This is a genomic window from Exilispira thermophila, from assembly GCF_055389015.1.
On the sequence record NZ_AP042476.1, the window covers coordinates 2,392,125 to 2,405,534 of the forward strand.

Genomic DNA, 13,410 nt, shown 5'->3' on the forward strand with positions numbered 1-13,410 from the left:
TAAAGTTGATATTTAAATTTAATATCTTTAGGTTTTAAAAAAATTATTTTAAATATTTATTGAGAAGATAATGGAAATTACTTTTAGTGAAAATAAATATTATATCAAAATAGATATAAATAAAAAATATAGTTCAGTTTTTTCAAAAAATGAAGCATCTAATTTATCCCTGTTTTTACCAGGTTATGATTTAAAAAAAACATTGGTTAACAGGGATAAATTTTTTAAATCATTTGGATTCGATAAAAAATGTATCTTTAATCCAGAATTGGAACATTTTAATAGATTCTATTTTGCATCTGAATTGGAGGATGAAAGTTATAAAGTTATTGAGATAATTCCATTTAATAAATTAATGAAAAATTTATTTGAAAATTATTATAAAATAAAAGATTTTGATAAATTTTTTAATAATGATAAGAATTCTTTTTTTATAGAAAGACAAGTTAATACAGATTCATTTGAAAATAAAAATGGTAATTTTTTAAATTTTCACCCATTAGCAGATGCAGCTGGTACAGATAGTAAAAAAATTATCCCTATGATAACTTATGCAGATTGCACACCTTTATCATTATTTGTTGAAAGTAAAGATAAAACAATAACTTTTTCAATTCATAGTGGTTGGAGAAGTACCTGTATTAACATAACTGGAGAAATTATAAAATGGATTTCCAATAAATTTAATGTTAAAAAGAATGATTTTGTTATTGTTATTGGTCCAGCAATTAAAGGTGAAAACTATGAAGTGAAAGAAAATATATTTTATCAAAATGAATTTTTATATTTAATTAAATTCCTTACTGAAATCTATAATAAAAACGAAAAACCGGACTTTAATGAGCAAATTAGAACATTCCCATATTATAGTAATTCAAACTCTGAGTTAATTAATGTTTATAATAAAATAAAAGATAAGGGAATCTATTCAAAAAATGAATATTTAATATTATTATTTATTTTAAATAGATTTTTTAAATTTTCAAATAATGGGAAAATGTTTTTTGATTACAAAAAGTTATTGTTGTGGATGTTGCAATTAGAAAAAATTAAAAATATTGTAAATTTAGATATTGATACTTATACTGATAAAAGATTTTCTTCTTACAGAAGGGATAAAAAAAAATTTATTGCACAAGGGTTAATCTCTTTTAATTACCTGAGCAATATACGGTAAATTTCTATGTTTTTGTGCATAATCAATGCCATATCCAACCACAAAAACATCTTCTATTGTAAAACCAACATAATCTACATTGATTTCAACCTCTCTTCTAGATGGTTTATCAAGTAAAGTGCATATTTTTAATATTTTGGGATTTCTTAAGGAAAGAATTTCGTAAACCTTTTCTAATGTATAACCAGTATCAATAATATCTTCAACAATTAAAACAGATTTATTATAGATATCATCTTCAATATCTTTTATGATTCTTATATCATGAGATGATTCCATTGAATTTCCATAACTTGAAACAGTCATAAAATCAATCTTAACATTAAGTGGAATTTGTCTTGCTAAATCAGCTAAGAATATAGCGGAACCCCTTAGAAGACCAATTAAAACAATTTCTTCTTCACTTTTAAAATCATTTGTTATTTTTTCCCCTAATTCGATAAGTTTTTCTTTAATTTTTTTTTCAGATATTAATTCTTTAACTTTGTAATTCATTGTGTCTCCTTGTATAACATATTAAAAACAAAATTGTTATTGCTACCTAATAATATTAGGGATAATAAATGTAGTATATGTTTAATAGATAAAATACAAAAAGAAATCTCCTTATATAAAATATTAAACTAAATAAAATTCTTGTATCCCTGTTAAACAATTTTAATTAATTTAATAGCAAAATAAAAGCAAATTATTTTTTACTAATTTTATCAATATTTTTTTATTTTAGATTTTTTTTTAGATTATTTAGTTTTTATAATTTTTGCTAAACAAAGTTAAATTTAGATTATTTAAAGATTATAATTTTAATAATGTTCTCAATACTTTGTTAAATTAAAATTATTTATAGTTAATAATTTTTATAATTATATCAATACTTTATTAACTTTATTAAATTTATTAAATTTAAATTTTTTAAACATTTTTACTTTAGTAAAATATTTTTTAATCCTCTTGTTAAAATTTCTATTTCTTCTTTACTATTATAGAATGAAAAAGAGATTCTTAAAATATTGCCAAAAAAATTTATCTCAATATTATTTAAAGAAAAAAAGTCTTTTAATAAATTTTTTGTTTTTTCATTTAGAATTTTAAGTGAAAAGATAGAAGAAGGATATTTGTAATAATAGTCTTTATTTTCAAAATTAAATTGATTAATATAAATTTGATTCTCTATAGGTGTTATTATTTTAAAATTCTTGTTTTCATAATTTTTTAACTCTTTGAAAAATGATAAAAAATAATGCCAGTTCCTGGCATTGTATTTTACAATTTTATTAAAAGTGAGTTTTTTTATAAAATTTATACTACCAGAAATTGAAGATACAGGTAAAATATCAAAAGATGCTTCTTCAGTAAAAGTAGGATTTTCATCTGAGTTATAAAAATTTCGCCAACCAATAAAAGGTGGTATGGGGTAAGTTTTAAAATAACCAAAAGCACCTCCATCTAATCCCATAAACCCTTTATGAAATGATGCAATATAAAAATCAATATCAAATTTATCCAGAGAAAATGGGTAAAGCCCAATTTGTTGCGTAATATCAGCTATAGAGATAATGTTTTTTCTTTTTAGAAATTTACCAATTTCTTCAAGATAATTTCTAGTCCCGGAAATAAAATCTACAGATGAAAAAACAAATATTTTAGTATTTTTGCTTATATTTTTAGAAAGAATTTTTTCTCCTATAGGATTATTGTTTTGTTCAAATTTTCTTATTTTAATATTTAATGCTTTTGATAAAGAATTTATTAAATTAAAATGAGAGGGAAAATTTTCTTTATAAGTTAAAATTTCATTATTATCCCTTAGAATATTTTCTTTTTTTAAAAGTATTAAAATGAATAAGAGTAATTCAGTGGAATTTCTATAAAAAATAAATTTATTTTTATCTCCATAATATAATGAAGCAATTTGTCCTTTAGTTTTTTCTAAATATTCATTAAAGTGGTTTTCATATAGTTTCCCATATTTTTTCTTTTTCAACTCTTTAATTACTTCTTTTAAAACAGGTTTTGGAACTGGGAAATAATTTGCATTAGCAAAGTATAATTTTTTTTTAGTAATTGGGAAATAAGAGCGTATTATTTTAAGTTTCTTATTAGATTGGAGTTTCACTAAAATATTCCTTGTTTATAATTACAATTATAAATGTTTTCTTTATATTTAAAATCTTTAAAAATATTTACAATATAAAATTTTAAATTCTTTTATATTTGACAAAATAGGAAAAATATATTTTATTGATAATAGTTATCAATAAGAGTGTGTCAAGTATATATTACAGTTTCTAAATATTTGGAAAAAATAACTAATAGTGAAATAAAAACATTTTTAATGGTGGTCTTATGGGTGAAAAAACAATTGTAACTTTGGATAATGTCCCAATGGGAAGTGATGCAAAAATTGTTAAAATAATGGGTCATGGGAAATTTAAAGCTAGATTAATGGAAATGGGATTTGTTAAAGATGCTATTTTAGAAACTATTAAACCTGCTCCTTTAGGAGATCCTATAGAATTAAAACTAAAAGGGTATAATTTAACAATCAGGAAAAATGATGCAAGTAAGATATATGTTGAAATTTTAAAAAAAAGAGAAAACAATAAAACTTTATTTCAACAATTTAAAGAAAAGATAAAGAGAATGTTATCATTACATTAATAGGTAAACAAATTATAAATAGGCAAAAAAAATTATTGAGTAGAAAAGTAAACAATAATTTTTATAAATTTTTGTATTGAGTGACTAAACTTTAGTTATTTTATATTACAAATTTTAATTATTTACATTTAAAGGTAAAAACATGGATAAGAAAATAATAAAAATTGCATTAGCTGGAAATCCAAATTCTGGAAAAACATCGGTTTTTAATTTTCTTTGTAGAGAAAAACAACATACTGGCAATTGGCCAGGAGTAACTGTTGAAAAAAAAGAGGGTAAAGTTTTTTATAAAGATTATGAATTTATAATAACAGACCTTCCAGGGATATATTCGATTTCAACTTATTCTATAGAAGAGATTGTAGCTAGAGATTTTATCCTTGATGAGAAACCAGATGTTGTAATAAATGTTGTAGATGCAACAGTATTAGATAGATCTCTTTATTTAACAACACAGTTAATTGAATTAAAAGCAAAATTAGTTATTGCTTTTAATATGTATGATGAAGTAGAAAAGTCAGGATTGGAAATTGATACAGAAAAACTTTCAGGTTTATTAGGTGCAAAAATTGTTAAAACCATTGCAGTTAAAAATTATGGGTTATATGAACTTTTAGATGAAGCAATAAACATTTATGAAGGTAAAAGTAAATATTACAGACACATACATTTAGATTATGGTCATACAATAATGAACGAGATGTTTAAAATCCAGGCTTTATTGAAAAGAGAGGAAGAGATTGTTAAAAGGTATTCAACGAGATTTATTGCTTTGAAATTACTTGAAGAAGATGACAATATTATTGATAAAGTAAAAAAATTTTCCAGCAATTTTAATGAGATTGAATCAACATATAAAAAAAGTATTGAATTAATAAAAAGTATTATGCATGATGATCCAAAGATTATTTTAACTGAAAGAATATATGGTTTTATTTCTGGTGTTATCCATTCAACTATTAGAAAGAAAAAAGCTGATAGAATTTCAATATCAGAAAATGTAGATAAAATTGTAACTTCAAAAATTTTAGGTATTCCAATTTTTCTTTTAATTTTGTATATAACTTTTGTTTTAACATTTTCTATTGGTAATTATATTGCAGATTTAATTGATTTAGGGATAGGTTTTCTTTCAGATTGGTTAAAGAATTTTATGAGACCAGGTGTGTTGACTGATCTTATTACAGATGGAATTATTGGGGGAGTTGGTGGGGTTTTAGTTTTTACCCCTAATATATTTATATTATTTTTTGTGCTTTCATTTTTGGAAGATATTGGTTATATGGCAAGAGGAGCTTTTGTTGCAGATAAAATAATGGCAAAAATTGGTTTGCATGGCAAAGCATTTATACCAATGATTATGGGCTTTGGGTGTAATGTACCTGCGATAATGTCCACAAGAACTTTAGAAAGTAAAGAGGACAGATTTGTATCGATCCTTGTTAATCCATTAATTTCATGTTCTGCAAGATTACCAATTTATATTCTAATAATTTCAATTTTTTTTAAAAAAAATGCTTCTTTAGTTCTTTTCTCGATATATTTAATATCAATTTTATTAGCTGCAACTTTTGCAAAAATTTTTAAAAGTACAATTTTTAAATCACCTGCTTTACCTTTTGTTATGGAACTTCCTCCATATAGATTGCCTACATTAAGATCCTTGATGTTACATACATGGGAAAAAGGTTCTGAATTCCTTAAAAAAATGGGAACAATTATTTTAGCAGGTTCTATTTTAATATGGTTTCTTTCTGCTTACCCCTTTGATAGTGGTAATAATGTATCAACTAAAGGATTAAGTAATCTTGATAAAACAAATATACAAAGTATAAGTAATAATCAAAATAGTGATAATCAAATTAACAAAAAAAATGATAATTTATTAGATGCTAATAAAAATGCAAATAACAATACAAATGATAAAATAAATGAGCTTGATACTAAAAATGATGAAAAACTAATAGAAAGAATTGGTAAATTTATAGCTCCAGTTTTTAAACCTTTATCATTTAGCTGGAGAGAAACTGTTGCTATACTTTCGGGATTTATAGCTAAAGAGGTTGTTGCTTCTTCTATTAATATACTTTATGATGATGATAATTTATCTGTTGCTGATGCTGTTAAAAAATATTCAGGTATGACTCCAGTTTCAGCATTTGCTTTTCTTCTATTTATTTTAGTTTATACACCATGTCTTGCAACAATTGTAACAATTTATAAAGAAACAAAATCAGCATCATTAACTTTATTTTCATTAGGTTATCAGATTACTTTGGCTTATACTTTAGCATTTTTAGTGATAAAAATTGGAAATTTGTTTTTATAAAAAAAGTGCTAAAATAATTCCCGCAGCAACAGCTGAGCCAATCACTCCAGCAACATTTGGTCCCATAGCGTGCATTAAAAGGAAATTTTGTGGATTGGCTTTTAACCCTTCTTTATTAACAACCCTTGCAGCCATAGGAACAGCCGAAACTCCAGCTGCTCCAATTAATGGGTTTATAGGTTTTTTAGATAATTTAGATAGCAATTTACCGAAAAGGATACCTCCAGCTGTTCCAAAAGAAAAAGCAAATAGTCCTAAAATTAAAATTCCTATAGTATTTAAATTTAAAAATTTTGTTGCTTCAAGCTTTGTCCCAACACCAAGTCCCAGTAAAATTGTTACTATATTTGTCAATTCATTTTGTAAAGTTTTTGAAATCCTTTCGACAACACCACACTCTTTAACTAAATTACCAAAAGTTAAAGCACCAATTAAAGGTGAAGCTGAAGGGAGAAAAATTATAGTGATAAAAAGTACAATTAATGGGAAAAATATCTTTTCAGTTTTTGATACTTTTCTCAATTGTTCCATTTTAATGATTCTTTCTTTTTTTGTAGTTAATAATTTCATAATTGGTGGTTGAATTAAAGGAACTAAAGCCATATATGAATAGGCTGCAACGGCTATTGCCCCTAAAAGGTCAGTGGATAATTTTGATGCCACATATATTGAGGTTGGACCATCAGCCCCTCCAATAATAGATATTGCACAAGCTTGTTTAAATGTAAAACTAATATTTGGGAAAACATTCAATAATGATGCACCAATTAAAGTTGCGAAAATTCCAAGTTGTGCTGCAGCTCCAAGAAGAGCAGTTATTGGATTTGCAATTAAAGGGCCAAAATCTGTCATTGATCCTATTCCCATAAATATTAAAATTGGGAAAAGGCCTGTTTTTATTCCTGCATCAAAAATAATTCCCAAATATCCTGTACTTCCTCCAATATTAGCAAATGGGATGTTTGTAAGAATACCACCAAATCCAATTGGTATTAAAAGTAGAGGCTCAAATCCTTTAACTATACCTAAATAAAGTAGTATACAACTTATTATAATCATTAAAAAGTTTTCCCAGCCATAAACTGTTTTATTGCTTTTTGATTGATGTTTTTTCCCATATATAAAATAATAAAAACCTGTATTTTCATATAAATTTTTAATTAATTTATAAAATCCTAAATCAGTATTATCCTGAAGTTTATTGAGATTTGTTGTCTGGTTTTTATTATTGGAATTATTTACTTTGGCACCTAAAAAAATGGGTAAAATATTAAAAAGAAAGATAAAAACTAAAATTATAAAAATTGTTTTTTTTAATATATCTAAACTATTATTTTTATAATTATTTCCAATAAAGAAATTTCTATTTATTTTATTTTTACAAGACTTTATGATATTAGATTTGATATTAAAAATATTTTTCAACATAATAAACCCTTTTTTATAAATTAATTTCTTATAGTAATAATTTAATATTTGTAACTAATTATTATGATCAATTAATGTCAAGTTATTCAATTGAAAACAGCTGGTCTTCACTTTTAATCTGGTCCCCTTCTTTAACATATAAATTAAGTTTACCAAATTTAGGAGCTTTAATTTCAAATTCAACTTTCATTGCTTCAATAATTAATACAACTTCTTCACTTCTAATAATAGCTCCTTGAGGTTTGATTATTCTATGAACTACACCTGATACAGGGGATAATACAAGTGAATTGTTTAATTGTTTTTTAGACATAGCATTTTGTTTATTTTCAAAACTATCCAAATTGTTATTCATTGACTCGTTGTGATAAATATCTTCTTTATCAGATATTAGATTGTTATCTCTGTTTTTTAAATAAAAATTATTAGAAATTTGATCTTTAGAATTTTTATCTTCAGAAGAATTTATTTTTAACTTTTCAATTTCCATAGTTGTAGATGGTTTTACCTTTACTGTAAAAGTTTCATTATCAATTTTAACAAGAAATGTTTTTTCTTCTCCATTAGATTCGATTTCATTTATTTCTTTTGGAATATTGTTCAATTCTCTATTTTTAAAAAAAGTTTTAGCAACATTAGGGAAAAAAGCATAGGTTAATACATCTTCTATTTTAATTTTTTTTGTTTGAGTTAGAGATTTAGTTTCTTTTTTTAATTTATCAAGATCACAGGTTAAATAATCTGCAGGCCTATTTTCAATGGGTTTTTCCATCTCTAATTCTTTTAATGCTCTGTTTAGTAAATTTTGATCAACTTTATATGGAAGTTTCCCGTATTTACCAACTAATAAATTTTTGGATTCTAAAGTTAAGGTAGAATATCTTTTTTTAGAAAGTACATTTATAACAGCCTGAGTTCCAATAATCTGGGATGTTGGAGTAACTAAAGGGGGATAACCGAAATCTTTTCTTACAATTTGAACTTCTTCTAAAACTTCATCTAACTTATCATAAACATTTTGTTTTTTTAATTGATTTTCTAGATTAGAAAGCATACCTCCAGGAATTTGAGAATATAATATTTTTGTATTAATTATGGTCTTAGTGGCATATGAACTATATTTTTTTCTAAGTTTTTCAAAATATTGCTGAATTTCTTTTAAATTTGAAAAATTTATATCAATTTTGAAATTATCTTTTAATGAATATACCATTGTTTCAATTGGTGAATGTGATGTTTGTAGGGAAAAAGGGGAGAAACATGTATCAATAATATCAGCACCTGCTTCTATTGATTTAATTAAGGTCGCAACAGAAAATCCTGTTGTAGAATGAGAATGTATTGAAATAGGGATATCAATTACTTTTTTTAAAGATGAAACTAAATGAAAAGCTTCATAAGGGGTCAATAAACCAGCCATATCTTTAATACAAATAGAATCAACTCCAAGATTATATAGTGTTTTTGCTAATGAAGTATAGGTATCAATGGTATGTACAGGGGATATTGTATAGCAAATAGCACCTTGAACATGTTTTTTTAATTTTTTTATTTCATTAATTGAAGATTCAAGGTTTCTTATATCATTCAATGCATCAAAAACTCTAAAAATATCAATTCCATAATCCACAGCTTTTTTAATAAAAACTTTAACTAATTTATCAGGATAATGTTTATATCCTAAAATATTTTGACCTCGAACTAACATTTGCAGTTTGGTGTTAGGCATTGCGTTTCTAATTTTTTTTAACCTTTCCCATGGGTCTTCATTTAAAAATCTAATACAGGAATCGTAAGTTGCACCTCCCCAAACTTCAATTGAATAAAGATTAATTTTATCTAACATTTCACACGCAGGGATAATATCTTCTGTTTTCATTCTTGTTGCAATAATAGATTGTTGTCCATCCCTTAAAGTTACATCTGTTATATTAATTTTTCTTTTCTTTTCCAATTTTTTAACTCCATAAAAAAGTATTTTTATTTTTTTTTTCTTATATTTTAATATTAAAGTTTTAATATTAATTTTATTGATTTTCTAAAAGATATTTTTCTATAGCCATTTTTATAGCAATTTTTTTTAATTCCTCCCTGGAATAAGCTATGTTATTAATATTTTTAATAGATTTCTTTTGATTAATGAAATTAATAATTTTAAAAGAAAGTTTTAAAGAAAAAATTAGTATTAAGAGGAAAAAAAATACAAGACTTAACCCAATAACCATAAGTATCAAAGCCTTTTCAAGCATATATAAACTCCTGTGTTTATAAAGTCGAATTTGCAAAAGTTAAGCATATGAATTAAATAAGGCAATAACATAAAGTTGTTAGTATCAAACAATTGAAATTTCTTTTTATTAGATGAATCCTTTACTTAAAAGTGTTGATAATTTTTAAAAATACTATACTAATTTGTTAAAATAGTTTATCTTAATTTTATAGTATAATAACTATAAAATAATCTACTTTGATAGAAATTAAAATAATAGTAAATGTTTATGGAGTTAGGTATGGAAAAAGAGAATATGGGTACAGATTTTATAAGAGCAAAAATTATTGAGGATTTAAAAAATAATAGATATGATAAAGTTGTAACAAGATTTCCTCCTGAACCAAATGGATATCTTCATATTGGACATGCAAAAGCAATTGTACTGGATTTTGAAATAGCTAAAGAATTTAATGGGCATTGTAATTTAAGATTTGATGATACAAATCCAATAAAAGAAGATATAGAATACATTGAATCAATTAAAAAAGATATTAAATGGCTTGGTTTTGATTGGGAAGATAGAGAATATTATGCATCTGATTATTTTGATAAGTTATATCAGTATGCTATAAAATTAATTAAAGATGGAAAAGCTTATGTTGATCATTTATCAGCAGAGGAAATAAGAGAATATAGAGGAACTTTAACACAACCAGGAAAAGAAAGTCCATATAGGGATAGAACAGTTGAAGAAAATTTAGAACTTTTTGAAAAGATGAAAAATGGAGAATTTGAAGAAGGGGAGTGTGTTCTCAGAGCAAAAATAGATATGAAATCACCTAATATAAATTTAAGAGATCCAGTTATGTATAGAATAATAAAAAAAGAACATCATAGAACTGGCAATAAATGGGTGATTTATCCTACATATGATTTTGCTCATGGTCAATCAGATTCAATAGAAGGTGTTACTTATTCTTTATGTACACTGGAATTTGAAGATCATAGACCTTTGTATGATTGGTTTTGTGAAAATTTGGAAATACATCATCCTCAGCAAATTGAATTTGCAAGATTGAACCTAAATTATACAGTAATGAGTAAAAGGAAATTGTTAAAACTTGTTGAAGAAGGATATGTAAAAGGATGGGATGATCCAAGGATGCCTACATTATCTGGATTAAGGAGAAGAGGTTATACTCCTGAAGCGATTAAAGAATTTATGCATAGAATTGGGGTATCAAAGGTAAAAAGTGTAGTAGATATTTCATTACTTGAACACATTTTAAGGGAAGATTTGAATAAAAGAGCAAATCGTGCAATGGCAGTATTGAATCCAGTTAAACTCATTATTGAAAATTATCCAGAAGATAAAGTAGAGTATTTTGAAGCAGATAATAATCCAGAGGATCCATCAGCAGGAAAAAGAAAAATCCCATTTACAAAAGAATTATTTATTGAGAAAGATGATTTTATGGTAAATCCACCTAAAAAGTATTTTAGATTATCTCCAGGTAAAGAAGTTAGATTGAAACATGCATATTACATTAAATGTACTGATTATAAATTAGATGAGCATGGGGAAATAATAGAAATTTATGCAACATATGATCCTGAAACTAAAGGGGGGTGGTCTGAAGATGGTAGGAAAGTAAAAGGGACACTCCATTGGGTTTCTGCAAAATATGCTATTGATGCAGAAATCAGACTTTATGATAGATTATTTGTAAAAGAGAATCCAGATGAAGTTGAAGAAGGAAAAAGTTTTGTAGATTATATTAATAAAGATTCTTTAAAAGTATTAAAAAATTGTAAACTGGAACCTATGTTAAAAGATGTTGAAGTTGGAAAACCATTCCAATTTTTAAGAATAGGATATTTTTGTAAAGACCCTGATTCTAATGAGGAATTACCAGTTTTTAACAAAACTGTTAGTCTTAAAGATAAATGGAAAAAAATAGCAAAAAAAAATAAGTAGCAAAATTAAAAAATATATAATAAAAAAATAAATTATAAATGGAAATCATTTTATAAAAATAAATTTATAAAATTAAAGTATTTAAAGATTTAGAAATTATATAATAAGTTTATAAATAATAGATGAATGTTTTAGAAATATAACTAAAAGATAATATAATTAGAGAAAAGAGGTTAAATGTCACAAGAATTAATAGTATATATAATTGTCATATTTACAGTTCTTTATATTATATGGAATAATATAAGAAAGCTTTTACCCATTTTATTTAAAAAATATAAAAATATACCTGTTTGTTCAAGTTGCAGTAATAAAAGTTGTTTTGTAAATTATAATAAAAACACTAATGGTATTGAGTTTACTCTTTTGAGTAAAAATAAGAATAATTAATATTATTTTCTATAATTTTTATTAATTCAGAAATCTTTGAAATGATTAAAATATATAATTTAAAGATAATTGAATAAGAATTTATGAACTATAATATAATTTAAGTTAAAGGTTAATTTAAAATGATTCCTGATTCTTTTTTAAATAACTTTGTAAAAAAATTAGAAACTAATAATATAAAAATAATAAAAATAGATGATATTAATTATGGGAAAAGATTTTTAGTAGAAAAAGGTAAAGATTATATTTCTTCTGAAAATATTAATAAAAGTGAATCATTATTTTTTAATATTTATTATTCTAGCAAAAAAGGGTATTCAATAGTTTTTCAAAATAAATATAAAAATAGTTCTTTTGTTGAAAAAATTCAAAAAATATTTAATGAATTTGTTTATTTTAAAGATGATGTCCTTTTTACTATAGGAGCAGATGAAGCTGGTAAGGGGGATTTTTTTGGCCCTCTTGTAATTTCTGCTGTTTATATCGATGATAAGTTTTTAGATAAAATTTATAGTTTAAGATTGAAAGAAAGCAAATTATCTAATGATAATTTACTCTTAAAATTTTATAATAAAATTAGAAAAGATAAAAACAATTATGAAATAAAAATTATTTTTCCAGAGGATTTAAATGATTTAATTAAAGAAAAGAAAAATATAGGGGAAAATTTAAATAATATATTAGATGAAAGTTACTATGAAATAATTACAAAATTGATTGAAAAAAATATAAGTTCTTATAAAGATAATAAAATAAAAACAGTTATAATTGATAAATTTGGTAAAGTTAAGAAGATTAATCTATTAAAAAATGATTTTTCAAATATAAATTTAAAAGTTGAACCTAAAGCTGAAAAATATTTATCAGTTTTAGTTGCATCAATTTTAGCAAAAGCTGTTTATATTGAGGAATTAAATAAAATAAGAAATAAATATAAGATTGATTTTAAAAAAGGTGCTTCTAATAAAGTTTTAGAACAAAGAAAATTGTTTATTGAAAAATATTCTGAAACTAATCTTAAAAAAATAGCTAAAGTGTTTTTTAATTTTAAAAATAAAGTTGAATAGAATAACAATGATATAAATTAATATAAATGTATAAATAAATTGTATAAATAAATAAATATATATATATATATATATATATGTATATTCAAAAATCGGTTATGTCAATAAAAATGTGTAAATTAGTTATAATTCTAGAATTATAACTAATTTCGCCTCCCAATGAAAATA

11 protein-coding genes are annotated in these 13,410 nt (G+C 23.8%); 6 read left to right on the forward strand and 5 right to left on the reverse strand.

Annotation, left to right across the window (positions count from 1 at the left end; translation table 11 throughout):
• The first annotated feature begins 70 nt into the window (after positions 1 to 70).
• On the forward strand, positions 71 to 1,177 hold the full coding sequence (locus ACZ5EC_RS10140; RefSeq protein WP_464302368.1) for a laccase domain-containing protein: 1,107 nt from the start codon (positions 71 to 73) through the stop codon (positions 1,175 to 1,177).
• Here ACZ5EC_RS10140 and hpt read toward each other — a convergent pair.
• A complete protein-coding gene (gene hpt, locus ACZ5EC_RS10145) occupies positions 1,142 to 1,672 on the reverse strand; it encodes a hypoxanthine phosphoribosyltransferase (protein ID WP_464302369.1) in 531 nt (176 codons plus the stop codon). The genes ACZ5EC_RS10140 and hpt overlap by 36 nt on opposite strands.
• 427 nt (positions 1,673 to 2,099) lie before the next feature.
• Positions 2,100 to 3,293, reverse strand: a complete 1,194-nt coding sequence (locus ACZ5EC_RS10150) for an aminotransferase class V-fold PLP-dependent enzyme (RefSeq protein ID WP_464302370.1) — start codon at positions 3,291 to 3,293, stop codon at positions 2,100 to 2,102.
• A 230-nt stretch (positions 3,294 to 3,523) separates the two neighbouring features.
• On the opposite strand from ACZ5EC_RS10150, the gene ACZ5EC_RS10155 reads away from it, so the two are divergent.
• Positions 3,524 to 3,838 (forward strand): FeoA family protein, encoded by a 315-nt coding sequence (locus tag ACZ5EC_RS10155; RefSeq protein WP_464302371.1) that lies wholly within the window; start codon positions 3,524 to 3,526, stop codon positions 3,836 to 3,838.
• Positions 3,839 to 3,980: 142 nt separating this feature from the next.
• Complete coding sequence (gene feoB, locus ACZ5EC_RS10160; RefSeq protein WP_464302372.1) at positions 3,981 to 6,167, forward strand: ferrous iron transport protein B; 2,187 nt, start codon at positions 3,981 to 3,983, stop codon at positions 6,165 to 6,167.
• On the opposite strand, the gene ACZ5EC_RS10165 is transcribed toward feoB, so the two are convergent.
• From ACZ5EC_RS10165 to ACZ5EC_RS10175, 3 genes are all read right to left on the reverse strand, one after another.
• Positions 6,162 to 7,595 carry a sodium ion-translocating decarboxylase subunit beta gene (locus ACZ5EC_RS10165; protein WP_464302373.1) on the reverse strand — a complete coding sequence of 478 codons (1,434 nt, stop codon included), beginning with the start codon at positions 7,593 to 7,595 and terminating at the stop codon, positions 6,162 to 6,164. The two genes, feoB and ACZ5EC_RS10165, sit on opposite strands and share 6 nt — an antisense overlap.
• 82 nt (positions 7,596 to 7,677) lie before the next feature.
• Entirely contained in the window at positions 7,678 to 9,549 is a 1,872-nt protein-coding gene (locus tag ACZ5EC_RS10170) for a pyruvate carboxylase subunit B (protein ID WP_464302374.1), read from the reverse strand.
• 73 nt (positions 9,550 to 9,622) lie between these two features.
• Positions 9,623 to 9,844, reverse strand: a complete 222-nt coding sequence (locus tag ACZ5EC_RS10175; protein WP_464302375.1) for an OadG family transporter subunit — start codon at positions 9,842 to 9,844, stop codon at positions 9,623 to 9,625.
• Between the two features lie 261 nt (positions 9,845 to 10,105).
• Here ACZ5EC_RS10175 and ACZ5EC_RS10180 point away from each other — a divergent pair, with 261 nt between their 5' ends.
• The 3 genes from ACZ5EC_RS10180 to ACZ5EC_RS10190 all read left to right on the forward strand — a co-directional run bounded on the left by ACZ5EC_RS10180 (position 10,106) and on the right by ACZ5EC_RS10190 (position 13,242).
• A complete protein-coding gene (locus ACZ5EC_RS10180) occupies positions 10,106 to 11,785 on the forward strand; it encodes a glutamine--tRNA ligase/YqeY domain fusion protein (RefSeq protein WP_464302376.1) in 1,680 nt (559 codons plus the stop codon).
• A 177-nt stretch (positions 11,786 to 11,962) separates the two neighbouring features.
• Complete coding sequence (locus tag ACZ5EC_RS10185) at positions 11,963 to 12,175, forward strand: hypothetical protein (protein WP_464302377.1); 213 nt, start codon at positions 11,963 to 11,965, stop codon at positions 12,173 to 12,175.
• A 122-nt stretch (positions 12,176 to 12,297) separates the two neighbouring features.
• Entirely contained in the window at positions 12,298 to 13,242 is a 945-nt protein-coding gene (locus tag ACZ5EC_RS10190; RefSeq protein ID WP_464302378.1) for a ribonuclease HIII, read from the forward strand.
• Positions 13,243 to 13,410 lie beyond the last annotated feature (168 nt).

Bases quoted from the DNA above. Each gene is read 5' to 3' on its own strand.
- ACZ5EC_RS10185 (WP_464302377.1), top strand. From the start codon at position 11,963: ATGTCACAAGAATTAATAGTATATATAATTGTCATATTTACAGTTCTT.
- feoB (WP_464302372.1), top strand. From the start codon at position 3,981: ATGGATAAGAAAATAATAAAAATTGCATTAGCTGGAAATCCAAATTCT.
- ACZ5EC_RS10165 (WP_464302373.1), bottom strand. From the start codon at position 7,595: ATGTTGAAAAATATTTTTAATATCAAATCTAATATCATAAAGTCTTGT.
- ACZ5EC_RS10140 (WP_464302368.1), top strand. From the start codon at position 71: ATGGAAATTACTTTTAGTGAAAATAAATATTATATCAAAATAGATATA.
- ACZ5EC_RS10190 (WP_464302378.1), top strand. From the start codon at position 12,298: ATGATTCCTGATTCTTTTTTAAATAACTTTGTAAAAAAATTAGAAACT.
- hpt (WP_464302369.1), bottom strand. From the start codon at position 1,672: ATGAATTACAAAGTTAAAGAATTAATATCTGAAAAAAAAATTAAAGAA.
- ACZ5EC_RS10155 (WP_464302371.1), top strand. From the start codon at position 3,524: ATGGGTGAAAAAACAATTGTAACTTTGGATAATGTCCCAATGGGAAGT.
- ACZ5EC_RS10175 (WP_464302375.1), bottom strand. From the start codon at position 9,844: ATGCTTGAAAAGGCTTTGATACTTATGGTTATTGGGTTAAGTCTTGTA.
- ACZ5EC_RS10180 (WP_464302376.1), top strand. From the start codon at position 10,106: ATGGAAAAAGAGAATATGGGTACAGATTTTATAAGAGCAAAAATTATT.